At 56.6% G+C, this 24,726-nt stretch carries 19 protein-coding genes; 11 read left to right on the top strand and 8 right to left on the bottom strand.

All coding sequences use genetic code 11. The features are described 5' to 3' along the window. Window positions 1-172: 172 nt before the first annotated feature. Complete coding sequence (locus ACODS2_RS07665) at window positions 173-1,933, bottom strand: primase-helicase family protein (protein WP_488998279.1); 1,761 nt, start codon at window positions 1,931-1,933, stop codon at window positions 173-175. Window positions 1,934-2,202: 269 nt separating this feature from the next. On the opposite strand from ACODS2_RS07665, the gene ACODS2_RS07660 reads away from it, so the two are divergent. Then, window positions 2,203-2,781, top strand: a complete 579-nt coding sequence (locus tag ACODS2_RS07660) for a hypothetical protein (protein ID WP_488998278.1) — start codon at window positions 2,203-2,205, stop codon at window positions 2,779-2,781. A 46-nt stretch (window positions 2,782-2,827) separates the two neighbouring features. Here ACODS2_RS07660 and ACODS2_RS07655 read toward each other — a convergent pair whose 3' ends face one another. Next, window positions 2,828-3,067, bottom strand: a complete 240-nt coding sequence (locus ACODS2_RS07655; protein ID WP_488998277.1) for a helix-turn-helix transcriptional regulator — start codon at window positions 3,065-3,067, stop codon at window positions 2,828-2,830. Window positions 3,068-4,025: 958 nt separating this feature from the next. Between ACODS2_RS07655 and ACODS2_RS07650 the strand changes: the two genes are divergently transcribed. From ACODS2_RS07650 to brxL, 8 genes are all read left to right on the top strand, one after another. Then, window positions 4,026-4,526: a BrxE family protein gene (locus tag ACODS2_RS07650; RefSeq protein WP_488998276.1), complete on the top strand. Its 501-nt coding sequence runs from the start codon at window positions 4,026-4,028 to the stop codon at window positions 4,524-4,526. Window positions 4,527-4,528: 2 nt separating this feature from the next. Continuing rightward, complete coding sequence (locus tag ACODS2_RS07645) at window positions 4,529-5,317, top strand: BrxA family protein (protein ID WP_488998275.1); 789 nt, start codon at window positions 4,529-4,531, stop codon at window positions 5,315-5,317. After that, window positions 5,298-5,873 carry a BREX protein BrxB domain-containing protein gene (locus tag ACODS2_RS07640; protein WP_488998274.1) on the top strand — a complete coding sequence of 192 codons (576 nt, stop codon included), beginning with the start codon at window positions 5,298-5,300 and terminating at the stop codon, window positions 5,871-5,873. The genes ACODS2_RS07645 and ACODS2_RS07640 overlap by 20 nt, the downstream gene beginning before the upstream one ends. A gap of 27 nt (window positions 5,874-5,900) precedes the next feature. Further along, window positions 5,901-9,536: a BREX system P-loop protein BrxC gene (gene brxC, locus ACODS2_RS07635; RefSeq protein ID WP_488998273.1), complete on the top strand. Its 3,636-nt coding sequence runs from the start codon at window positions 5,901-5,903 to the stop codon at window positions 9,534-9,536. Window positions 9,537-9,538: 2 nt separating this feature from the next. After that, on the top strand, window positions 9,539-11,428 hold the full coding sequence (locus tag ACODS2_RS07630) for an Eco57I restriction-modification methylase domain-containing protein (RefSeq protein ID WP_488998272.1): 1,890 nt from the start codon (window positions 9,539-9,541) through the stop codon (window positions 11,426-11,428). Window positions 11,429-12,048: 620 nt separating this feature from the next. Beyond that, on the top strand, window positions 12,049-13,377 hold the full coding sequence (locus tag ACODS2_RS07625) for a hypothetical protein (protein WP_488998271.1): 1,329 nt from the start codon (window positions 12,049-12,051) through the stop codon (window positions 13,375-13,377). Beyond that, the gene (locus ACODS2_RS07620; protein WP_488998270.1) at window positions 13,374-15,911 is read left to right on the top strand and encodes a PglZ domain-containing protein; all 2,538 of its coding nucleotides are present in this window, start codon (window positions 13,374-13,376) and stop codon (window positions 15,909-15,911) included. The genes ACODS2_RS07625 and ACODS2_RS07620 overlap by 4 nt, the downstream gene beginning before the upstream one ends. A gap of 5 nt (window positions 15,912-15,916) precedes the next feature. Further along, complete coding sequence (gene brxL / locus ACODS2_RS07615; RefSeq protein ID WP_488998269.1) at window positions 15,917-18,019, top strand: BREX system Lon protease-like protein BrxL; 2,103 nt, start codon at window positions 15,917-15,919, stop codon at window positions 18,017-18,019. Between the two features lie 102 nt (window positions 18,020-18,121). Here the strand turns inward: brxL and ACODS2_RS07610 are convergent, their stop codons facing one another. Then, window positions 18,122-18,292, bottom strand: coding sequence for a hypothetical protein (locus ACODS2_RS07610; protein ID WP_488998268.1), 171 nt, complete (start codon window positions 18,290-18,292; stop codon window positions 18,122-18,124). A 218-nt stretch (window positions 18,293-18,510) separates the two neighbouring features. Beyond that, window positions 18,511-20,016, bottom strand: coding sequence for a nucleotidyltransferase domain-containing protein (locus tag ACODS2_RS07605; protein WP_488998267.1), 1,506 nt, complete (start codon window positions 20,014-20,016; stop codon window positions 18,511-18,513). 537 nt (window positions 20,017-20,553) lie between these two features. Here ACODS2_RS07605 and ACODS2_RS07600 point away from each other — a divergent pair. Further along, window positions 20,554-21,348 (top strand): sigma-70 RNA polymerase sigma factor region 4 domain-containing protein, encoded by a 795-nt coding sequence (locus tag ACODS2_RS07600; RefSeq protein WP_488998266.1) that lies wholly within the window; start codon window positions 20,554-20,556, stop codon window positions 21,346-21,348. Beyond that, on the top strand, window positions 21,345-21,959 hold the full coding sequence (locus tag ACODS2_RS07595; protein ID WP_488998265.1) for a hypothetical protein: 615 nt from the start codon (window positions 21,345-21,347) through the stop codon (window positions 21,957-21,959). Before ACODS2_RS07600 ends, ACODS2_RS07595 begins: the two co-directional genes overlap by 4 nt. A gap of 59 nt (window positions 21,960-22,018) precedes the next feature. Here ACODS2_RS07595 and dcd read toward each other — a convergent pair whose 3' ends face one another. From dcd to ACODS2_RS07575, 4 genes are all read right to left on the bottom strand, one after another. Then, window positions 22,019-22,636, bottom strand: coding sequence for a dCTP deaminase (dcd, locus tag ACODS2_RS07590; RefSeq protein ID WP_488998264.1), 618 nt, complete (start codon window positions 22,634-22,636; stop codon window positions 22,019-22,021). Beyond that, window positions 22,629-23,855 carry a hypothetical protein gene (locus ACODS2_RS07585; RefSeq protein ID WP_488998263.1) on the bottom strand — a complete coding sequence of 409 codons (1,227 nt, stop codon included), beginning with the start codon at window positions 23,853-23,855 and terminating at the stop codon, window positions 22,629-22,631. Before ACODS2_RS07585 ends, dcd begins: the two co-directional genes overlap by 8 nt. Then, the gene (locus tag ACODS2_RS07580) at window positions 23,809-24,252 is read right to left on the bottom strand and encodes a hypothetical protein (protein WP_488998262.1); all 444 of its coding nucleotides are present in this window, start codon (window positions 24,250-24,252) and stop codon (window positions 23,809-23,811) included. The genes ACODS2_RS07585 and ACODS2_RS07580 overlap by 47 nt, the downstream gene beginning before the upstream one ends. A gap of 67 nt (window positions 24,253-24,319) precedes the next feature. After that, window positions 24,320-24,688, bottom strand: a complete 369-nt coding sequence (locus ACODS2_RS07575) for a hypothetical protein (RefSeq protein ID WP_488998261.1) — start codon at window positions 24,686-24,688, stop codon at window positions 24,320-24,322. Window positions 24,689-24,726: the final 38 nt, after the last annotated feature.

Raw genomic sequence — 24,726 nt, 5'->3', positions numbered from 1 at the left:
CCAGAGGGGGTATCCCTCGGCGATTGAAAACACAGCGCATGGTGCGAACGCAATAGAGTATAGGTTCCGCTCGCAGTTGGTAGGTCCAGAGAGCGTCAGTTTGCCAGGGGCATATGTGTGAAAGGGGCCCCCTGACGGGAGCCCCTCGTATTTGCTGCGATGGCGGGGTGGTTCAGTTCGCAGTCGGTGCGGTGATCTCGATGCCCTTGGTGCGGCGAATGTGCTCCCGACACTCACGCAGCGACGGGAATACCACCCATGAAACCGCATTCTGCTTGGTACGCCGGGTCTCGATCTCGGCGCCGAACCACTCCGTCACCGCACGGCGGAGAAGTCCGTAGTTGGCGGCCTTTTGGCTAGAATGATGGTCAGCGAGGTAGTCCTTTGCAGCGATGCGAAGATCCCTCATGCTGACGTGCGTTTCCCGATCTTCTGAGAGGAAAATCCCGCCTTCATCGAGCTGTTCGCACTCATAGGCGCCGGTAGTAAGCAGTTCATGCATAAAACGCTCCGCGCCACGCAACGAATCAACAACCTGCTCTTTGAGCCCTGAGGTAATGGGAGGCTTGCGGAGCATATCCCAGCCCTGTGCGGGCACATATGTCAGCAAGTCAAATAGCATTGCAGCGAGGCCGCCAGCGTTCATTTGCGCACTCATCTCATTGAAATAATCTGTGTCTCCACGATGCTCATTCCCACAGTCGAATACCGCAAAGCGGCGTTCTTCATGCGTCGCCGGCACAACCCAACGCTCATTCGATACCATGGCAACGCGCATGTAGTTTTTGGCCATGTAAGGATCGATGCCCTTGCGCTCGATCGCGATGGTCGGGCTCGTGATCATATCCTTGAGGATCGATTCTTTCGGCTGGTCACCAGCCCAGAGCGCCTCCTCCATCAGCAAGCACAGCGTGCTTTCATACTGTGCGTTGAAGTTTCCAAGGGCCCGCTTCCCGTCAGCAACCTTATAGAAATAGTGTGGCATCAGGCGCTGGATGAAATCGAATAAGATCGACTTGCCGGTCCCTTTCATGCCCCTGATCACAATCGCAACCGTAGGCTTTTGACCGGGACGTTGGAACATGTGCGCCAGCCACGTCATCAGCCAGCAAAATTGCTCATCATCGCCCCTGCAGATCACATCCCGGATATGGTCATGAAGGCGCGACCAATTGCCAGCCCTTGGCGTAACTGCCCATCCATCGAAAAGATTAAAAATGCGGGGGTCACGACTGCCGGGCGCGAATCCAACTTCATCATAGGCGATGCGGCCGGGCCACTGCATCCAACGGGTAAACGCTGGCACCTTCTTCGTGCCACCCCCATCGGACTTCACTTCAACGATGCGAGTAGATTCCCGAGCGGCAGCATCTTTAACAGTGATGAACTTAGCGGGCTTCGTCTTGTCAGGCTGCCAGATAACGCGAAGCTGGTTCCCCATGAAAGTGACAGCACAGCTTTCGTTCAATTCGCGAAAGTGCCTTTTCTCCTCTTCAGTCCTATCAAAAAGCAATGAAGCGTCGACAGGTCCACGGGACTTATTCGGCTTAGCCAGCGCAGGAATGTGCTTCACGTCGAGTTCGTCAAGCGCATACTTAAAAAGATCGTCAAAATAGTTCAGAAGTTCTGGGGTAATATGGTGCCGGTCACGAGCCTTGCCCAAAATCGGGTTGCCATCAGTGAAGTAAATCCCGCCCTCTTCCAATGGAATACTCGGTGGCGGGAACATCGCAAGGCCATAGCCCGAGATAAAGGTGCCAGCAGCCTCACCCTTAGAAGTGACAAGATCGATAAGCGGACATTCAGCGTGTTCAATGAATAACGCCAAAGCGTCGAAATCACGGCATTCAAGCGCGACATTCAGCTTGGGGTCATAGGTGTAGATGTCACCGTGCGTGTTTGCAAACAGGCGCGACAAGGCATTCTGGAGCATGGAAAGGCCTTAGGCTTTGAGGGAGAGTATGGGCTCGCGAACGGCGCCTGATCGGCGATTACGGCTGAGCGCGGAGATTTGCGTGCCTTCGAAGCTGCACGTTCAGCAGCTAGGGCTTGATGTCACTTTAAATTACATGCTATGAGATCCTCTGTTACATTTGGAGTGGGTAAATGGGCCGAATGGCGGAGTGGGACGCTGATGCTGAGGAAGATCGCGACCTGACGTATGTCGGCGGGCGAATTCGGTACGCTAGGAAGCGTGCTAGGATGTCCCAGCAGGAGCTAGCCAACGCGATGCCTGCTGAGCGCAGGAAGACCCGTGGTGCGATCGCTCAATATGAAGACAAGGAAAACGGGAACTTACCACCACTGCAGGTCATCGAAGACCTTGCTCTAATTTTGGGTGAGGATCCTCGATATCTTGCCTTTGGGGGGAGCCAGGACCCGCTGGTCCAGTCAGCGCAGGGGCAACATATTCCAGTATATTTCCCTCGCGAACCTAACGTGATCGAGCACGCTGTTTTGCCGAGGGGCATGCTAGCGGCATTCTCAGCCAACGGAATGCCACTTAGCCTTGTCCAATTGTCAGTCGATGCGCCTCATTTTGGTTTTCGTGCGTTGGATTTCCTACTGCTTGATGTTGGAGCGCAAATTATTCAGCCCGACGGCCAAGTTTACGCCGTAAATGGCTCTGCTGGGTCAATGCTAGTTCGTGGCCAGCCATCTCTGGTGCGAGACGAAGCGGATTTGGAGATAATTGACGGTCACGGTGCAGTACGAACCATCAAATCTGGCAGCATTGATGTAATGGGTCGGTTAGTCGCAACCCTTTGTAAATTCGAATAGGTTGGATAACCCTTTGATATCGGCGCCTATGTTTTCACAAAATCCCTCAGTGAACTGAAGGGCTTGTATAACTTGCCACCCATGCCATCACGGCATTCTCACTCCAGCGCGAGGCGGCTCCGCAGGGCTTACATGGCGCAGGGAAGTTGCCAGCCTTAATCATGGCGTAGATGCAGGTCTTGCCGAAGCCCACGATTTCCTTGACCTGAGACAGGCGGATAAGGCGGTCGTGAGGGACAAGCGTAGGCCCGTTTTTTGCGGAGGTGGGTGCTGGGTTTGAGTTCATATTAGCCTTCTGACACTTAAGATGTCTCTATATTGCCAGAATATCTGTCAATGTCAAGTCCTATTTTGGTCCGATGCGGCCAGTGATGCGTTGCTGCGGCCCTCGCCCACGCAGGCTCGCCAGAAAAATGGAAACCAGAAGGTGTTGGCTGACCAAACAGTGGATCGAAGCCGCGATTCATCGGCATTGCCCTCCTGCCAGCTGGGAGTGATTTTCTAACCGGTGAGCGAAAGTCAAAAATGTGGCGGCTCATTTTATCCGCCAATCCGTAGCATTGAGCTCGCAAGCCCAGACATATTTTACCCCCACGAACCATTTCGAACAGAAGCGATCCGTGGCGTATCCATTTATCTACTTTTACCAGAATTTTGTCGATCCGTTTGGTACTGGGGCCAAAGCTAACCCGCAACAGAACCGAAGCCCTGACTATAATGTGGTCGCTGTGTTTTTCATTTCTCACCTAAAGACTTTAAGAAACAGCAGAAAGTCATAAAAGTTTGCCTTCGAAGCCCCTGTCGGCTGAGCTCGGAGCTGGCCGGAGAGGATGACTGCCCGCGACAAACTTTGCGATAGTGATGCACTGAACTTTAATGATTGCCTGCAGAGAGCCATAGCCGCGTGCGAGTTCGACCTGGTTGGCGCATTCAATATCCGGTTCGGCTTGATGTTGCGGTCGAGTCCGGCCTGCTGCCCTTGATTTTGGTCTAGTAACTCGCCGGCTCTTTTTGCAAGGCACCTGGCTACTTATCAGGATTCGAAGCTTGCGCCGCCTTGCTAACCCACCGATTTTTCGGCTCAACTCGTGCAAATCCAGAACCTGAACGCTATGCCGCGATAGGGTGTCGCCAACGAGGGATGGATGCATTTGACCCCTTTGAATCTCAGGTTTCGATGTCTGTCGCAATCTGAATGCCGGGACTTCTGAGTCGACCACTAACGCTGAAAACTGGGAATCTTCATGGCCGAACGCAGTTTGTATCCGATCCTAGAAGCTCGATTGCTCGTCGGCTATCTCGGCGAGCGAGCGCAATTTGCTTGGTGGCCGACCGCTTTTTATGAGGCCTCCAGCCGTCTGTTTCTCGAGCCTGTGCTAGCCAAGACCTCCGATCTCGCGCAATATCACGGCGTTCTCGAGGCCGCCCGTCGGCTTCATGATGAGCACCTGAGCGTTGGTAGTTACCATCTATTCCGCTTGCCGGAGGAGATGGAGCAGGATCTGCATATCCTAGCGCAAGCCTCTTCGGCGGCCGAATATCTGCTTCAGTCGGTGAGCAGCAGAGATGCCGCGCTAAACGCACTGGGGGAGTTGGCTGGCGGGGTCCTATTAAATGGTGTGGGGCCGATTGGGGTTGGCGCGTTGGCTTCCATAAATGCACCAAAAACTGTGCAATCTATTGCCGCGGCCTATAATTGGGCGTTCAAACACGACGTCAAAACCTATCCGTACCTGGTGGCCTGAGCGTGCCCGAGGGAAGGACTTACACGACGCAGCTCCAGGCTGGCCTTGGCCTAGTTAATGAGACCAAGACCCTCCTGGAGCTGTGGCTGCCTGGCATGACAGCAAGTCAGCTTCATCAGGTTGCACTGGAATCGGGCCGGTTTCCGTCTGTCACAGCTCGCCGGCTCCGTAACATTATCGTCGAATGCTTCGCGCCGCGGTATTTGGTTGATGGGGGTTTGCCTGCTCGGCATCTGAAACACCTGGTTGGAAAAATTCCGACTGCGGATCTGGAGCAATTGCTCCTGGTGTTCACCTGTCGCGCCAACCCCATTCTTGGCGATTTTCTACGCCAAATATATTGGGCTCGGTACGCTGGCGGATATACCCAGATCACAAGTGAGGACGCGCGAGCGTTCGTGGAGCGTGCCATCGACGACGGCAGGACAGGAAAGCGCTGGGCTGAGGCCACTGTTAGGCGAGTGTCTGCATATCTGACCGGATGTTGTGCCGATTATGGGCTGCTTGAGCGTGGCCTGCGAACAACCCGGCGGATCATCCCATTCCGCATTTCCCCCGTGGCTACTGCCTATCTAGCCTATGAACTGCACTTCGCAGGCATCGGCGACAACGCCTTGCTCGGCCATACGGATTGGCAACTTTTTGGCCTTGCGCGTGAAGACGTGCTCGATGAAATCAAACGTCTGTCGCTACGCGGGATGCTCATTGTGCAGGCTGCCGGTGATGTGGTTTCGATCAGTTGGAAGCTAAAAGATTTGGAGGCGCTCTGCGATGTCCTCGCTCAAGGCTGACTTTGACGAATTGCGGGAACGCATTCGTCATGGGCGCGAACTCGGCCATGCGAGTTTTGAACCGATCTATTATCTGGTCTTCGCACCCCAGCAGATCCTCGAGGTCAAACGTCAGACGCCCGCCTGGATTTCAAAGCTGCATCAGGAGGGCTGGAACGTCGAAACCTTCTCGATCGCCGAGCATATCTGGAGCTTGCTCAAAGCTGACCCGCTTTGGTCGCTCTGCGTTCTCGAAGATCAGACGGCACCGCTTAACTGGTCGCGGACGAACAAGGCGTTGGCTGACATTCTGACTTCGGAAGGCGGCCTGCTGACGCGGCTAGAGTGTGCCTTGCAAGAATTAGAGGGCCGGCACAACGCGTTGCTGCTGGTCACCGATGTTGAGGCGTTGCATCCATTTATGCGGATCGGCGCCATCGAAAGCCAGCTCCAGGGCAAATTTCACGTGCCTACGATATTTCTCTATCCCGGCGTCAGAACCGGGAAAACGCGCCTGAAATTTCTGGGCTTTTATCCGGAAGACGGCAACTATCGCTCGGTCCACGTCGGCGGCTGACCAATCTGAGAACGCAGGAAATATTTGATGCTTATCCGCTCACTTTTCGACCCCAGTAAGGACATCTACCGGACGATCGAGAAGGTCATCACTTATGGTGCGTCAGAGGAAGGTCGCCTGAAGGCAGAGATTTCCGAGTATGTGGTAACAGACAGCATTGAGGAGCAGTTTCGCAAGCTCCTTGACCGCATGCAGCATGCGATGGAAGCCGGCGGAGAAAACGAAATCGGCGTGTGGGTTTCGGGGTTCTACGGTTCGGGGAAAAGCTCGTTCACAAAATACCTGGGGCTGGCATTTGATGATCGGCACACGATCGACGGCACACCGTTTATTACCCATCTCCAAGATCGCCTGCACAAGTCTCAGACCAAGGCTCTGCTGCGAACTGTAGCGCAACGGTTTCCAGCCGCGGTGGTCATGCTTGATCTAGCCAGCGAAATGCTTGCGGGCGCCTCTATGGAGGACGTCTCCACCGTTCTCTATTTCAAAGTGCTGCAATGGGCCGGGTACTCCCGGAATCTGAAAGTCGCAGCCTTCGAACGAATGGTCGAAAAAGATGGGCGTACAGCCGATCTGCATGATCGTGTGGCGAACGCAATGCCTGGCGTGACCTGGAGTCGCATTCAAAACAATCCGCTGGCGATTGACGGGCTGATTCCCAAGATCGCACACGAGATGTATCCGGCGCTGTTCCCGGAAGCCAAAGCCTTTTCGTCCAGCACCGATGGGTTCTTTCAATTCGAAGACCAGCGTGTGCAGGAAATGATCGATATCGTTCGAGAAAAAAGCGGCAAACAAAACATCATCTTCATCGTGGACGAGGTCGGGCAGTACGTTGCCTCACGCGACAATCTGATTCTCAACATCGATGGCCTTGCCAAAAATCTCAAACGTTTGGGTGACGGCAAGGTCTGGATCATTTCAACAGCTCAGCAGACGTTGACCGAGGATGATCCCCGCGCTGCGCTGAACTCGGGCAAGCTGTTTAAGCTCAAAGACCGCTTCCCGATCCAAATCGATCTCGAATCCAGCGATATCAAAGAGATCTGCTATCGACGCTTGTTGGGCAAATCACCTACGGGCGAAGCTGAGCTGGGCAATCTGTTTGACGATTACGGCCAGGCCTTACGCCATAATACCAAGCTCCAAGATGCAAAATACTACGATGCGGACTTCAGCAAAGAGAGCTTCACCAACCTCTACCCGTTCCTCCCAGCGCATTTCGACATTTTGCTCCACCTGCTAGGCGCCCTCGCCAAATCAACTGGCGGCATCGGCTTGCGATCTGCAATTAAGGTGATTCAGGACGTTTTGAAGGGTGAGGGCGGCTCAAGGGCGATGGCAGATCAGCCCGTTGGCTGGCTCGCCACAACTGTCACGCTCTATGACGAGCTCGAAAAGGACATCCGCCGAGCATTCCCTTCAATCCACCAGTCCGTGGCAAGGGGAGTTGGAGACCGGTTCCACGATTCCGCGCTGCATTTGAACATCGCAAAGACGATCGCGGTGCTGCAAATCCTCGGCAACCTGCCGGTGACTGTGCAGAATGTGGCCAGTTTGATGCATCCTTCAATCACGGCCACATCGAAGCTTGAGTCAGTGCGGAAGGCCGTCGACGAGATGCTGGCCGATAAGTTCGTACCTCTCGGCGAAAAGGACGGCAGCCTCGTCTTCCTCAGCGAACGGCTGCGCGATATTGAGCAGGAACGTGGAGCGATCGCGCTGCGTTCGGTTGATGTGAAGCGCATTTTCAACGAGGCGCTTCGCGAAACTTATGACCCGCTGCCGCGAGTCAGTCTGCACGGTACAATGGCGGTTGTGACCGGGCTGAAGGCTCAGACGGGCAGCACCGCCACCAGTTTGGCCGGCGATCAAAACCCCGTTCAGACGGTTGTCGAACTGGTCCCAGCCGGCGATTACGAGGCTACCAAGAACCGTATGCTCGATGAATCGCGCAGCCGTGCTGGCGGCAACATCATTGGGCTGCTGGCGCGGACGAGCACAGAGCTTGATGACCTGGCGAGCGAGATCTATCGCTGCCAACGCATTGCCGAGCTGCATCGCAACGAACCCGATCAAGAGGTCAAAGACTATTGCTCGAGCCAGCTCGATCGCGCAGCCAAGATTGCGGCTCAGCTGCAAAGCAAGATCAAGCAGACCCTACAGGCAGGCTCCTTCGTGTTCCGCGGGCAGGCGACTGCGGTCACCGCGCTCAGCCCGGATCTACTCGAGGCCGCAAAGAAGCTTTTGTCCGACGTGGCAGATCAAGTCTTCGATCGGTATTCTGAGGCTCCCGTGCGTGCCGCTACCGACGTTGCAGAAAGGTTCCTCAAGGTCGCAAATCCAGCCGCCATCAACAGCAGCCTGGACCCTCTGGGCCTAGTCCAAACCGTGGCTGGGCGATCAACATTCAACACCGACCACAAGGCGATAATCAGCATCCGAGATTACATCGATCGCCGCGGGACGGTTGATGGAAAGAAGCTCCTCGACGATTTCAACAGCGCGCCATTCGGATGGTCACAGGATACCACGCGCTACATCGTCGCAGCCATGTTGGTCGCGGGCGAAATCAAGCTCAAGGTATCAGGCCGGGAAGTTACGACCGCTGGTCAGCAGGCGATCGATGCGCTGAAAACAAACAATTCCTTCAAGCAAATCGGCGTTTCCTTGCGCGATGGGCGTCCATCGATGGACACCCTTGCTCGTGCAGCGGAACGATTGACCGAATTGGTCGGAGATCTGGTCATTCCGTTGGAGCAAGAGATCAGCAAGGCCGCCGCCAAGCATTTCTCGCGCTTTCAACACGACTATGGTGCGCTGTCTGAGAAGCTGCATGGGCTTGGCCTGGCGGGGGCTGACCGAGTGACCGCTTTGAATCTAGACCTTGCTGCCGTCTTGTTCACCGATGCCTCTGATGCGCCCCAACGTCTGGGGGCAGAAACGTCCGCGATCTATGACAACCTGAGATGGGCATTGGAGGTCAAGCGTGCGCTGGAAAACGGACTCGAGATAACCTTGCGCGATCTTCAGGCGCATCGTCGCGATATTGGCGCCTTGCCCGATACCGGTGTTCCTGGCGCATTGCGTAGCGAACTGGCCGGAGATCTTGCCGCAATGTCAGATCGCCTCGCGACCGAAGATTTCTATAGGCATGTCGCGGATTTCAACACGCAGCTTACTCATGTGAAGGGCAGGGTGCGCGAAGCCGTCATCACTCTTTCGGATCAGCAAAAGCAGCGTGTGAAAGAGGGTGTTGAAGACCTCCAGCGCATCCCAGAGTGGGAGGAGCTTACCCAGGAGGAACGCGGCAATGCTGCGAGCCGTCTGGATGGGCTGCTGATAGACGCTGCACAGGACATTGGCGGCCTTAAAAAGTTGATCGCCCGCGACTACGACATCAACAGCACGATTGAAGATCTGAAGCGCTCAATCCAGCGCGAAGGCCAGGACCGCCTGCGGAAGCGGATCGAGGAACAGCGTAAGGTTGGTGGCGACACTGGCCCGTCCAGGCTATCTCGATCGATCGCTGTGCCGGCAAAAATGACCACGGCAGCTGACATCGATGCCCTCATTCAGCAACTGCACGAGATCAAGGCTCAGCTCAGCCTATATGCGGAAATGGAAGTGACCTTCCAGGTCGATCAAGACGGTGCCCGATAATCATGGCGTTTGACCAATCCACTCGCAATCGCCTGCAGCGCTTTGTCAACGACGCCCGCCGCGTGCTGGAGGAAGAGTTCACCCGCCAGCTCCAGAACGACTATGGCATGGATCCCTCTTCGGGCAGGGTGGATGATCTGGCCACCCTGCGACATATCAACGACGCGCAGCGTGAAACCGCGCGCATTCTCCGCGACACCTTGGCGCATTACACCGCCAGAGGTGACACGAACGCTACCCAGGGGCTTGATCGCATTGTCCGCGAACAGGCGTTTACCGTACTCAACCGCCTAGCTGCGTTGCGTATGGCAGAGGCGCGCGGCTTGCTGATCGAATCCGTCGGCAGCGGCTATCAGGCAAAGGGGTTTCAGCTCTACGCCCGCCTTGCCGGAGCGGGCCATGGCGAAACAGGCGATGCTTACTGCGTCTATTTGCAGAGCGTGTTCGACGAATTCTCGCTCGATCTTCCAGGCTTGTTCGATCGCTTTTCCCCGCAAGGACGTCTTTTCCCTCGCGAAACAGCGCTGCTTCAGGTCCTGGCCCTAATCAACCACGGCGAGATCGATCCGCTCTGGGCCGAGGACGAGACGATCGGCTGGATCTATCAGTACTTCAATTCCAAGGAAGAGCGCAAAGCGATGCGCGATGCGTCGCAGGCGCCGCGCAACAGCCGCGAACTGGCCGTACGCAACCAGTTCTTCACGCCGCGCTATGTCGTCGAGTTTCTGGTCGATAACACGCTCGGGCGCCTCTGGTTCAACTGGATGGGCGGGCAGACTACGCTGCGCGATCGCTGCCAGTATCTGCTGGTCAAGCCGGACGAGCAGCCCGAACCCGCGCCGCGCCTGCGCGATCCGCGGACGATCAAGCTGCTCGATCCTGCCTGCGGTTCGATGCATTTTGGGCTCTACGCCTTCGATCTATTCGAGGTGATTTACCGCGAGGCTTGGGATTGGGAGCAGGCGAAGGGTGCCGAGGCGCTGGACCGCGAAACCGGGGTCAGCCCCGACCTGAAGCCACTCCTGGAAACCTATGCCGATCAGGACGCCTTTCTGTGCGATGTGCCGCGACTGATTGTCGAGAATAACATCTACGGCGTCGATATCGACCCGCGTGCGGCGCAGATCGCATCACTGGCACTGTGGCTGCGGGCTCAGCGCGCTTGGCATCTGGCGGGCTTGAAGGCCAAGGATCGGCCACAAGTGGGCCAGGGCCAGGTTGTGGCAGCAGTCGCACCCCCGGCTGAGGTGGACTTGCGCAAGCAGTTTATGGAGGAACTCGATTTCCTCGATGCGGAGTTGTTCGAGCAGACTCTGTTTCTGCTCAAAGGCCTGCCCGAGCTTGGCGTGCTGCTGCAGATCGAAAAGGAACTGCCCGCGCTGATCCGCAAGGTCTTCGGCGAACATGGTGATCTTTTCCGGGAGGAGGATCTGGTGCAGTGGCAAAAGGCTGAAGTGCGGCTACGTGAAGCTCTGACACACTTTGCGGGCGCTGCACGTTCTTCTTATCAGGGGCGCCTTTTTGCTGGTGATGCGCTGCAGGGGCTGCGGATGATCGACCACTGCCGCGAGGTTTTCGATGTGGTTGTGATGAATCCTCCTTTTGGCGCTCTGCCTGCGAACACCAAGACACCATTGGGCAAAGCATATCCCAGGAGCAAAAGTGACCTCTTAGCGATTTTTGTGGAACGAGGATTAGAGGTATTGCGTAAGGAAGGCAGAATGGGCGCGATTACGTCGCGCACCTGCTTCTTTCTTTCGAGCTTTCGAAAATGGCGGGAAGAAATCTTGCTTCAAAATGCTCCACCGGAAGTCATTGCCGATCTTGGCCTGGGAGTGATGGACGATGCTATGGTTGAGGCTGCTGCCTACGTTCTGGAGAAGAGGACGTGACAACCTTTTTACGGTTGCTGGCCAAGCAAGATAAAGGGTTCGCGCTGAGCGAAGCATGCGCAAGAATTCGCGTGCACGCGAAAGGTCAAGATATCTATATCTTGGATCCGGAGTCCTTCAGAACAGTTCCAGGAAGTCCTTTCTCGTATTGGGTAAGTGATGAAGTGCGTTCCCTTTTTTCTAATGAGGGAAGCCTTTTCTACAACACTGGTACGGCGAGTGTGGGAGTATCCACAAAAGACAACTTCAGGTACACCAGGCTCTGGCTCGAAGTAGACAGAAACCGCACTTGTGGGTCAAGGCAGTTAACTTTTGAATATCCGTGGGTACCATTCGCAATGGGTGGAAATGAGTCGCCGTACTATCGAGACGTTGGAGTAGTGCTCAATTGGAAAGATGATGGCGCAGAGCTCAAGGCAGCCATAAGCGAATATCGCGGATCTCGCGGATGGGGCTACCAGTGGAGCGCAGCGTTAAATGGACATGACTACTATTTCGATGCGGGCGTCTCATGGCCAAAGCGAGCGCGCCGTTTTGCGCCGCAAGCAATGCCAGGCGGGTGCATCTTTTCCGACAGGGGGTTCGCAGCTTTTTTTCCGGCAAAGGAGCTCGCGTCTCGCTTGGCGGTTCTAAATAGTGCAGCAGTTGACTACCTATTCAAAGTTGCGCTCGGTAGATTTGGCTACCCTGAATTTTTGGTTGGGACCTTAAACAAGGTTCCGATCCCTGACTTAAGTGATAGCGACGCGAAAGAGCTGAGCAACCTGGCAAAACGCGGCTGGTCGCTGCAGCGCAGACTCAATTCAGTCGATGAAATCTCCCACGCCTTTTTATTGCCGGCCGCACTTCGTGTACGTCTAGAAGATTACGATCAAACATTGATTGTAGAAGATTTGGCTAATATTCAGATCGAGATCGATAATTTAGCATTTGATCTCTACGGATTCAGCGGCTCAGACCGCGCTGCAGCGCTCGAGTCGTCTGGTTTGACGGACAACGAAGATGACAGCGACGACGCCGAGGGTGCTGACGATAGCGAAGACGACGATGTCGTCGAAGCGATCGAGCAGACTGACAGCCTTCTCAGTTGGGCAGTCGGCGTCGCATTCTCTCGCTTCGACTGGCGTCTCGCCACCGGCGAGCGCGAGGCTCCACCGGAGCCAGCCCCCTTCGATCCGCTCCCAACCCAAAGCCCCGGCATGTTGCCAGAAGGCGCTGCACCGTTCCATGCGCACGATGGCATCCTTGTGGATGATCAAGGCTACCCACATGATCTGCCCCGGCTGATCGAAGAAGTTCTTACGCGCGTCGATGCCGAGGCCCCCAGCGACGTCCGCCGCTGGCTTAAGCGTGACTTCTTCCCCCTACACCTGAAACAGTACTGCAAGAGCCGTCGCAAGGCCCCGATCTACTGGCCGCTCTCGACCAGTTCGGGTAGTTACACCCTATGGCTCTACTACCCCAGCCTAACCAGCCAAACGCTCTACACCGCCGTCAACGACTTCGTAGAGCCGAAGCTGGAGCAAGTAGGCCGCGACGCCGCCACGCTGCGCGACAAGGGTAGCGCTCGCTCGAGCGACGACGAGAAAGCGTTCGAGGCACTCCAGGCGCTTGAGTTGGAACTCATCGAGCTGCGCGACACCCTGCTGCACATTGCCCCGACGTATCAGCCCAACCACGACGACGGCGTTCAGATCACTGCCGCCCCGCTCTGGCCGCTCTTCCGGCACAAGCCTTGGCAGAAGATCCTGAGGGACACTTGGGCCAAGCTGGAAAAGGGCGACTACGATTGGGCGCATCTGGCCCTGTCCTATTGGCCCGACCGTGTGCGCGAGAAGTGCAAGACCGATAAGTCGCTTGCCATCGCCCATGACCTGGAGGCGCTTTACATCGAGCCCGAACCGAAGGCTGCGAAGGCGCGCGGCCGCAAGACGGACGCGAACGCATGACGATTGCTGAATTCATTCGCGAAAGTGTACTGCGCCCGCGCTTGCAGCAGGCTGGTGCGCTGGTCGTCTATGACGGAGACCAACGTTATCGCGAACAATGCTTTGACCTTGCCGCAGATAATGTCCGCGTGGTCGACGCGACGATTAGCAGCATCGAAAGCCGTGAAGCAGCACTTTCTGCGCTGCGAGAAGTGGGGCAGCCCAATGCGTCGCTGGCGGGGCTCTTGATCTATGTGCCAGCCCCAATGCCTGTAACCGACGAGGAAAAACAGGCGGATCCGTTTGCCATCTATGCCGCATGCGGGGCGGTGTTTCCGCAAGACGACGGGGATGAATATCTAAGCTTGTGTCTGCGCGCTAAGCCAGATCATACGACCCAAATCCGTCAAGTTTTTGCCGCTTCGGCCGGTAGTCCGGCATTTGCAGTGATCGATGCCATCGGTGGCGGTGTGCGGTGGCCGCAGTTGCGCGCGACGTTGGATGTTGAATCCGGGCGCGAGATTTTGACCGCGCTGCTGGCGCCGAACGCCTATCAAGCTGACGCGCTGAAGTCGCAGGAAGGTTGGGTGCAAGAGGCGCGCGACTTCCTACGGGCAACGTTAGGTCTAAATCTGAAGACCCGGGGCAAAACCTGGTCCGCCCTGGCAGATGAGCTGTGGCGCTTTGTCCTCTTCAGTGAATTCCTGTTTGATCTGCCAGGGGATGTACCGGACTCGTTAAAGGGTGTGCCGCATGCGCCGCCAGAGGCCAGACAGGTCGTGGATGACGTTTGTGACCGGTTGCGCACCGCGTATCAGTCGCGTGCTACTTATATTGAACGTGCCGCAGCGATTGAGACGGAGCTCGATTTGCCTGATCTCTGCGGCGCTATCGATGATCTTGGCGAACGCGACACGTTCCCCTTTGAAGAACGAACCGTGTTGCGCACGGCAATCAGGGGAATTGCGAACGGCGATACGGATGTTACTCGACGTATCTTGGCTCGACAGATTGACTCCATATGGCTGGGGATGGGTGAAAGCCAGGCGCAATGGGATCTGGTGCGAGCCGGCTTGAACTTGGTTGAGGCCTGCGATGATTTTGACCGCCAGCTGCCAGACCATTCTCGATCGCAGACAGATCTGATCGATTTCTACCTGAGCAGCCTGCGCGAAGCGGATCGCCTGCAGCGCGAATTTGAACAGGCCGCGGGTGACTTCTTCGATCAGCATGGTTTGATGCATGATCTGGTTGGGCAAGCCCGAGCGCGCTATCGGCGACTGGCCGAAAAGGTTCAAAGCGTGTTTGTGAAGCACATCGACGCCGTCGGCTGGCCCCCCACTGGCCGCCTGGCCAATGCAGACGTTTTCGATCGTCTGGTCGCGGATCGCCTGAAGGAAAGTGGTCGCAAAGTCGCCTATTTGCTGGTCGATGCGCTGCGTTACGAACTTGGTGTGTCGCTTGAAAGGCAGCTGGCTGAGGACGGTCCCGTTGAGCTGCAAGCTGCCTACGCCCAACTGCCAACCATAACGCTGGTGGGCATGGCGAGCCTGTTGCCTGGAGCGCGTACCGATCTGACGCTGTCGTTAGAGAACGATGCGCTGGTGCCCAAACTAGGTGGCGTGTCGGTGGCCAACGTTGGACAGCGCATGAGTGTTCTGTCCAAGCGATACGGCGACCGGTTTGCGGAAATGCTGCTGAATGACTTTGTTCGCGGCAAGCCAAAGATCGCGGAGACCGTCGATCTGCTGGTGTTGCGGTCAACCGAGATCGACAGCCAACTCGAAAGCAATCCAGAGACCACACTTGGCCTTATACCTGACACCCTGAAGCTAATCCGCGTCGCGCTCCATAAGCTGCGCGGGTTGGGATTCAATGACGCTGTAATTGTTACGGACCACGGCTTCTTCTTGAACGCCCACGCAGAGGCGGGCGATGTCTGCGTGAAGCCCCAGGGCGCATGGACCATCAATGCGCATGACCGCTTGATGCTGGGCTATGGTTCTGCCGACAGCCACAGCCTGGTGATCGGTGCGGAAAAGGTAGGCATCCGGGGCGATTTTACGCAAGCAGCCATGCCGCGCAGCATGGCGCCCTATCGTTCTGGCCATCTGTATTTTCATGGCGGTGCGTCGCTGGCGGAAGCTGTCGTCCCGGTGCTGGTGGCTCGCCTCGACAACGCCGCCAATGCCGATCCGCGCAAAGTGACGGTAGAGCTGACCTACAAGAACGGCGCCAAGCGGATCACGACAATGCTGCCGGTGATCGAAGTCACGCTCATTTCTGACGATATGTTTTCGCGAGACATCAGCCTGGAAATCTTGCTGGAAGCGCAGGACAGCAAGGGCAACGTCGTGGGCGAGCCGCGCGCCGGCGGTGAGGTCAATCCCGCAACGCGGACGCTCACCTTGGCGCCCGGGCAGCGCAAGCAGATCGCGTTGCGCATGGATGATGCGTTTCGCGGCAAGTTTACCATCAAGGCGCTCAATCCGACGACGCTTGCCCTGGCATCGAAGGGCAGTGAGCTGTCGCTCGAAACCGATTACACAGAGTGAACCAGATGGACGAACTCGACAAAAAGCTGAACGAGACCTTCGATGGCAAGGTGTTACGCAAGGATCTGCTCCATCGGATCAAAAAGGGCACCAACGTTCCGACATTTGTCCTGGAGTTCCTGCTCGCCAAATATTGCGCCAGCAATGACCAGGCCGAGCTTGATGCCGGCATGGAAGCGGTCCTGTCGTCGTTGCAGGAAAACTATGTCCGCCCCGACGAGGCCAACGCGGCGCAATCCAAAGTCGCGACGGTGGGCAAGCACCGCTTCATCGACAAAGTTCACGTTCGCTATGTCGAAAAGGAAAAGCGCCACTGGGCGTCATTGGAGAACTTTAACTCCCAGCGCATCGCCATCGGCGAGAAGTTTTATCGCGACAACGAGCGGCTTTTAGAGGGCGGCATCTGGGCCGAAGTGACCCTGGCGCACAACGATATCGACGAAGACGACTATGCATTTTTGATCGAGGAACTTCGGCCAATCCAGCTCACGCGATTTGATTTCGGTCGGTATGCCGAGGGGCGAGCAGCCTTCACCCGCGATGACTGGTTGGCGGCAGTATTGCGGTCTGTCGGCTTGGAGCCGACGAAGCTGTTGCACCGGGTAAAGATGCACTTCATCGCCCGGTTGGCCCCTCTGGTCGAGCCCAACTACAATTACATAGAGCTGGGCCCTCGCGGCACCGGGAAATCTTATTTCTTCAGCGAATTTTCGCCCTACGCCACGCTGATTTCCGGCGGCCAGGCGACCAAGGCCACTCTGTTTTACAACAACGCCCGACGCAAGGTCGGGTTGGTGGGCTATTGGGACACGGTTGCCTTTGACGAGGTCGGTGGGATCAAGGTGCGCGATCCCGACACCATCCAGATCATGAAGGACTTCATGGCCAACGGGCGCTTTTCACGAGGCGCCGAGGTGATCGCTGATGCCAGCCTTAGCTTTGTCGGCAACATCGACGTCTCTGTGCAGGATGTGGTGAATTCGCGCGAGTTTGACCTGTTTCAGCCATTGCCGGCAGAGCTTGACCTGGCCGTGATGGATCGCTTCGCGGCCTATATCCCCGGCTGGGAGATGCCGAAAAACAGCAGTGAATTCCTGACGAGCAACTACGGTTTCATCACCGATTATCTGGCCGAGGCATTCCACTACCAGTTCAAGCACACCAACCGGTATGAGGAAGTCAGCAAGCGCATCCGGCTAGGGGCCGCCATCGAGGGGCGTGATGAAAAGGGCATCAAGAAAACCGTCTGCGCATTCCTGAAGATCTTGCACCCGAACGGCGCGCCAACCGACGCCGAGTTCGAAGAGTACGTGGCATATGCCACTGAGTGCCGGCGACGCGTCAAAGAGCAGATGAACAAGCGCAAGCCGGATGATGAGTTTGCGCGCATCGGGCTATCCTACTTCAATGTCGGTGGCGAAGAGGTCGTTGTTTATTGCCCGGAATCGAAAGATGCGATTGCGACACAAGAGCCGGCACGCAGAAAGCTGGACGGGCCGGGGGCGCAATCTGGCGACAGCGAACATGTGCCGCCTGTTGAGCAGCGGGTGGCGCCGGTTTCAGTCGCAGGTGCAGCGCCTGAAGTCCCACATTCTGCGGCACCTGTTCCGAGCATGCCAGATGTGGCTGGCCTGAGAGAACAACACTTCACTATCCTATATGGCGATACGGGCCACAGCTATGAGTCGATTATAGGTCCATACCTGCGAGGTGCCAAAAGTGTAATAATCGAGGACCCGTACATTCGGGCCAACCACCAGATCCAAAACTTCGTTCGCTTTTGCGAAACTGTGCTGAAGGCAGGATCAGTTCGAAAAATTACTCTCGTTACTGGATATGACGAGAAAACCCAAATCGCCGAAATGTCTGAAAAGCTTGATGAGCTCAAACAAAGCCTCCTCGAGTTAGACACCGAGCTTGAAATTGTGCTCAACACCACCATCCATGACCGAGAGATCAGGATAGACAATGGCTGGGTCATAAAGATTGGGCGGGGTCTAGACTTTTACCAAAGGCCGTCAACGTGGTTCGAAGTAGGGGCCCATGATCTCAACTTGCGTAAGTGTCTCGAGACCAAAGTTGATATCTTCAAGGCGACGACATTGTGAAGAAAATTCTAACCAATAAATTGACAGAATAACTTATTGAGCGGCGGAAGCTGAATATTTGCCATTATTTTACTATTTCATTTGGCTAAGGGCTCAACGCTATCATTCGAGAGAGATATAGGTCTTACGATAATATAAATTTACGGCGCGCAGATCAATCGTTGGCACAAGATCGAAAAACAACTTAACCGTGTACTGGAGCTCGACGCCCACAATGACTGCAAAATCGGCATGCAAGGCTGCCAATTCACCCAAAGCGATCAATGCGGCCACTTAATGGCAAAATTAGCCTCCACGGACCTGGCCACTTATCATCAAACTAGCAGGTGCAATGATCGACTGGGTTTGGGACTTAGCTGCCTTTCCAGCGCGATGATTCGAACGGTAGCTTTCGCCAAGAGCGTACGTTCAACGGTCGTTTGGCCATCATCGCAAATCGACAGAAATGGGCTGTAAGCGACTGGCCACAACATTATTTAGATAGCAACAATTTAGAACCGACCTGTGGGAAGTCGGACGATCTCTTTGGCAATATCCTCAAGTCGATCTTCACCATGCAGCATTGCGTTCAAATGCGTTTCCAACCTTTCATCGTAGTCGGAATTCATGACCGGTGAGCCGCCTCCAGCAATGATGCAGTTGTAATCCGTTACGTAGCGGCCACGATAAGACACGCGGTTTGCGACCGACTGAAGCTTTCCATCAATCTTTGCGGAGCCATCATCTAGTTCGCCGCGTGTAATCACATGCTTTCCATCGACGAGACCGAATTCCTCCCAATAATAGGGAAATGGGCCCTCGCCCCGCGTTACCTCGGCTATGCGGCCTTCGGTGTGCTCATAGATTCCGATCGGTGGTAGCGGCGCGACGTCCAGCATGACGAAACTATACTTGTATGAGCCCGGACTGACCGCAGCTATGCGCCGAATCTTCATTTCGTCGTCGTTAATCTCCAGCACACCCTTGGACATTGAGGCGCTACTAATCTGCAAGTTGGCCCGCCCGCGCGTCCACCAGATCGGCACTCCGTCCTCGTACTCGAGAGGCTCCTCAAGCAGAACTTCGAGCCGGTCGCGGATGTCATCCGGATCCTCGAACCACTTGATACCTCTGACCCCGGGAAAGGCGGCGGAAAATCTCTTCGCGAAGAGAACGGTGCTGTGCTCCCCCTTGAGCGAAGGTCGCTTGGGCTCGGCTATCACAGCAGCTGCCTTTGCCTCGAGCTGAATGGCAGCGTCGAGTATCAACTCGGAGAGAATCAGCTGATCTTTCGATGTTAGCGGCGCCGGCTCGCCGCGACCGCCGCGACGAATTGCGAAGCGCCGACTAAGCTCGCCGAGACGAGCACGACGGTCGCGAAGCATAACGGTCAAGAAGTCGGCGCCGATGTTCACGTCGAACTCTGCTCCGGGGTCAGCGTCGCCGTCATCCTCGAGATATTGCACCATCGCCGCGTGACGCATGATAGCCTTGGGAGCGGGATCGTCCTCATCTTCAAAAGGCTTGAGCGTCTCATCCCCCAACGCGTTCGCTCCCAGGTATGTGTTGCGCTGCTTCTGCGCGAAGCGGACACATCCTAGGACGAGGCGCTCGGCAATCGCGCGGCTGCCAGCACTCGGAAGACCGTCAACGCGGTCGCCCGAAAGGAGGTTGTAAAATGAGTTAGAGGCAAAGAAATTTGGAGCCCCGTCCTTATGCGCGTCTGCCGCGACCTCAAGCGCTGTCGCCGCGACTACGCTGCAGATCAACTCCTTGCGATCCCGCCGCAAGACCCGCCCAAGCTGATCCTCTAGCTCGATCTTTCTCGCCAGCAGCCGCTCAACCCATTCAGTCCGATCTACCGCGTCCGGCAACTCAGGCATGATCACGAGGAGATCGACATCGCTTTTCTCGCCGAACTGTTCTCCTTCGCGATAGATTAGACTTCCGAACACGTAGACGCCTGCGGGAGCAAGCTCATCACTGATGCCGACCGCCCAACGTTTCAGGAGACCCATTGTCTGGTTTACGGAATTCGCAGGCAGAGTGTCCCCCTCTTTTTAGAAGCGCTCGAGCGCACATGTAATGACCGGCCTTAGCAGATGACCCTGCAACGGCGACCGAAAATCGCGCTCGTTCTTAACCAGCGAACGACTGGCTTTGATCGCTGACTGTCCGGCAGGTTCAGTCCGATCAGGACGTTCACGCCACATTTGGTGAATGGCAATATCTGGTCGACTGCTGCCAGCTCTCCCGAAGGGTGCCAAATGGGACTTAGCGGATATAGACGATGGTATTGGCGAAAACCCCATTTAGTGAGAGCAGGCGTTCGTACTTTAGTTCTAAGCCAGGTGCGAGCGGTGGCTTGCGAACTGACACCCTCAGGCGAGGTTGAGCTATATTTCGATCTTGAACGCGCGCGCCGCCAACGAGCCGCCACCCATCTGAGGAAACAGATTCTGCGCGCTTTCTGAAAAAAATTTTGGGTAGGCTTTCAGCATTGTTCGGGTGACGGGGAGTCGATTTAGTGAGAGACAGATTCTCAGGAGGTCGAGTTGTCGCAATCCAATACCGCCGAGCCGCGCGATTGCGACAGCAGCGGGTTCCTGCCGGCGCTCACTCACAACGGCTACACGCGTGGCGAAGCGGCCGAACGCGATATTCTGGCGCTCATCGGGACAGGACCCACGGACCTGCTGGCCGCATTTGCTGTAGGGGAGGGACAGCCCGGCTATCGGACCGCCGAGGCGCTCGTCTTCTTCACTCGTCTGGCCCACCGCCGTGGCGAGACGTCGACAAGGGATCGCCTGTTCGCGCTGCTGACGGCGCGCTGCCAGGTCTATTTCCGCGGAGCGGTGCGCGGCTTTGATCCGCAGGCGCGGATGGACGTTCAGCAGGAGGTGCTCATGGACCTCGCCCGTCTCTTGCTGGTGGACGACGACCGCGGTGATTTTCTGGAGTGCCGCTTTTTCACTTACCTCAAGCGGGAGACGGCTCTGGCGCGAGGGCGGATGCGCCAGAAACTGTATCGCGCTCCGCTCATCGGCGACATCGCCGTGGATGATGACGCCGCCGATGCCTTCGTCGCAAACCACCGCCACGAGCAGGATCTGGCGGCCGCGGACCGCGCGCGCGTCCGCGAGCTTGTTGCCGCGCTTCCCGAGGCGCTTCGTGAACTGGTCATCTTGCGCTATTTTGGTGGCTGGCAGATCGGTGACGAGCGCAATCAGAGCAGCGACGAGACGCGCATGACGCTCGCGAAGCGCTTCGACGTCACGCCGCGGACGATCCAAAACCGGCTTGCTCGCGCTTACGCAATGATGTTTGAAACCTGGAAGGACGATCAATGACCCATCCCAATCAGCCCACGTTGGAGGATGTGCTGGACATGATGCTCGTCGCATACGGTGAACCCACTTCCGATGCGGTCGCCGAATATGCCGGGTGCTTTCCTGCCTATCGCTCCGAACTGATGGAGTTTGCCTCGGACTGGGCCGAGGAAGCGCATTTGCCGGCACCGGCGATGCTGAGCGGTGAGCAGGAGGATCTCGTTTTCACGCGTGCCCAGAGCGCATTCCAGAGCCTAGCCTACGAGGACATGCGCCCGATTGCCGTCGCAGGCACGCCCATTTCACTCGGCGACCTAGCCAAGCGCGCCGGCAAAACGCTAAGCGATGTCATGCTGGCCGCGGGACTTGATCATGGCCTGATCACGAAGCTCAATGCCAAGCGGATTCGGTCGGACTCCATCCCCTCACGGGTCACGCATGTGATAGCGCAATTCCTCGGACTGTCGGATGATCAGGTGGCGGCGAGCTGGAGCGGCGCACCGCACGCGCTCGCCCTTTCCTTTCATGCGCGTCGATCACCGGTCGTGCCGCATCAAGAGCATTTCGAGATCGCAGTCGCGCAATCCACGCTGACGGCTGAGGAGCGGCAAAAACTGCTGGGGCGCGTCTGATCAGAGGTGCCAACGAACTGCCGGCCAGCTACATTCCATGTGGCCAAGCGGGCTAGGTCCTAGGGCCTCTTGGTCTTCAGGCGGGCAAATATCGGATCGACCTTGCCGAGCGCGACAGTCGGTTTGCGCTGCCCTGAAAACGTGCCTCGGTCCATCGCTCCGGATGCCTCGACCTCGTGGAGGAAGATCTGACATATCTTCATGCCCGGCGAGATTGCCAGCGGGACCTCGCCGACATTGGCGAGCTCCAGCGTCAGACAGCCGGTGAAGTTTGGGTGCAGACCTGCCGCCGTTTCGATCACCAGGCCATGGCGACCAAGAGAGGATTTTCCGGTCACATAGCCAGAGATCGTGTTCGGCAAGGTAAGCCATTCCATCGTCACCCCGAGCACGAAGCGGCCGGGATGAAGGATGAAATCGGCACCGAATCGGACGAAATGCTCGTTGGTCTTGATCTGGGTCTGCTGGCCATGGCCCGCAACGAGCTCGTCAACAAGGCTGTAATGGCTGGTTTTCGACTGCTTGAACGAGCGAAACCACCGCCCGAGACGCAAGTCGATGGATGTGCCACCTCGTTGCCGGAGCTGATCTAGCTCCGGCTTAGGAACAATCGAAATCCGCTTTGCGTCCTTCGGATTAAGATCAATACGGCGTGCAATCTCATCACAGTTAAGCATCCGGAAGCGACCCCTTTTCGAGATACTCTGTCACCTCGATCGTTTTCCAGATGAGATCGCACAGCACTTTGAATTCGTCGCGCTGTGCCTCGGTGCAAAGATCTTCCTTCTCGCGCAGCAGCTTCCACCCCGCAGAGATGATCGCACCCAGTGAGGCGCTCCCCGCATAGGGTTGGCCTCGCTCGTACGAGACAAAGATACTGTCGATCTCGGCGGCGGCCGGCGGGCTCAGACCGCTACTGGCGACAAAGTCGCTGACCACGCGTTTCAAAGGCTCGACCATATCCATGACCGCCTTATCGACGATTGCTATTAGCCGCTTGTACTCGAAGTCGATCGTCGGCTTGCTCCACTGATGACGAAGTGCCGGATCGACGTGGATCGATAATTGGTCCGCCATATCGGCGAGAATGGCCATCCGCTGCGCATCGCTGGGATAGTCGAGCGAGCGGTCAAAACCTCCGGGCCCGAGCAGGTAATCGAATGCGTAGAGATATGCCGGACCGAACATGTAGAGGCCGATAAGGTCGCAATAGATTTCTTCGAGCTGGCGCATCGCATATTCGGCGCATCGGTCTCGATAGACGTTCGCACTCGAATGCACGAAGAGATCGTCGTCGCCCGGCGCGATCGCGCTGTTGGCGGCGATGGCGGCATCGACGGCGGTATAGAGATCGGCAGTCATCGCCTGGGCGACGTCGGCGACGCGCCAGGCTGAATGACCAATCTCGTGCCCTGCGAGCGGGACGATTAAAGCATTCTCAGATTCAGGCGCCGGACTTCCGATCAGTACGACACTCGGAAGGAGGTCGATGCCTACGGGATAGGTGAACGGGACAAAGGCCCATTCCGACGAGATCAGCAGGTCGGTCGGCTGACCCAAGATGCGCTCGACCAAACCCTTGAGCACATGATGGAGCTCGAAGGCATTGCGGACATTTGTCGAGCGCAGGACTAAGCCGAGGATATCGGTATAATCCGAAATCTTCCATGCAACGTCGGTGCAAACCTGGTCGGCGTAGTCATCATCGGCCGTGGGAGGCAGTTCGAGAAGCTTACGGAGATCCTCGAACTGCATTTTGATCTTCTCCAGAACCTGCTTTCCGTCATCGTGCGGAAAACTAGACTCTGCGAGAAGATCGATCTGCTCAATGAAGGAGGCGATCCGGCGTCTAGCGGACGCCAGCCTTAGCCGGGATGCTGCGGATATTATGCTCATGCCTCCCCTCCGCCGGCATGCGACGAATGAACGCACGATGCAGCTCGAGGCAGAAACCTACCAACTCGCTGTCCCTTTCGCTAGTGCCGATGTCTGCCACAGACTTAAGACGGACGGTGGCTTCCTTGATGAACTCCTTGACGCTTTCTGGCGTGTCGGCATCGCGCGGGTGCCGAAGATGGTAGACCTTTTCAAGCGGCTCGAAATAGCCTGGCCGCATGTAGGTCACGCTACCTTGAGGAGCGCCGATGTCGGAGGAACTCTCAAGCGCCTGGGCGAGATCGCGAAGCGGCGTCGGATCGAACGCCATGTTCGATCGACCTCGTTCGATCTCCCAGGCGGAGCGGAGGGCGAGGTCGCCGATTTTGAATTTCGAGAGTCGTGCTCCGATAGTCATATGCTCCACCCCACGAGCCAGCCATTCTGCTGGAAGAAACCTAACACAGCGTTGATTCCCATGCGACTCAATTTGAGTCACCAAGATCGAGTGCGCTTTGCAGCCAGCGCGTCTTCATTTCGTCGCGCAGCAACATGGCGCCGGCCCGCGAAACTGGCAGATTGGCAGCGGCCGCTCGTTCCTTGACGCGATCTTTAAGATATGGTGCGCTGAGATGGGTCGTCACCTTTGAATTCAGTCCTTTGCCATTGTGCATGCCGCCCGGTTCTTGGAAGGCGCCGTCGATTACATCGAGCCTACCGACTCGCAATTCTCGCTGCCAGAGTAGGTGGAGAAGGTTGCCAGCGTCGAGGCCGAACTTTCGAGCATAGGCCTCAAACTTCTCGCGTTCGGCGACAGTGACATGCGCGGTGATCTGCGGATAGCTGCCGGTCATGGTTTTCCTCGAACGATCCCGTCAGGGGAGTATAGAAC

Source organism: Novosphingobium sp. FG137, assembly GCF_057809735.1.
This window is presented reverse-complemented; position numbering and strand designations above follow the sequence as displayed.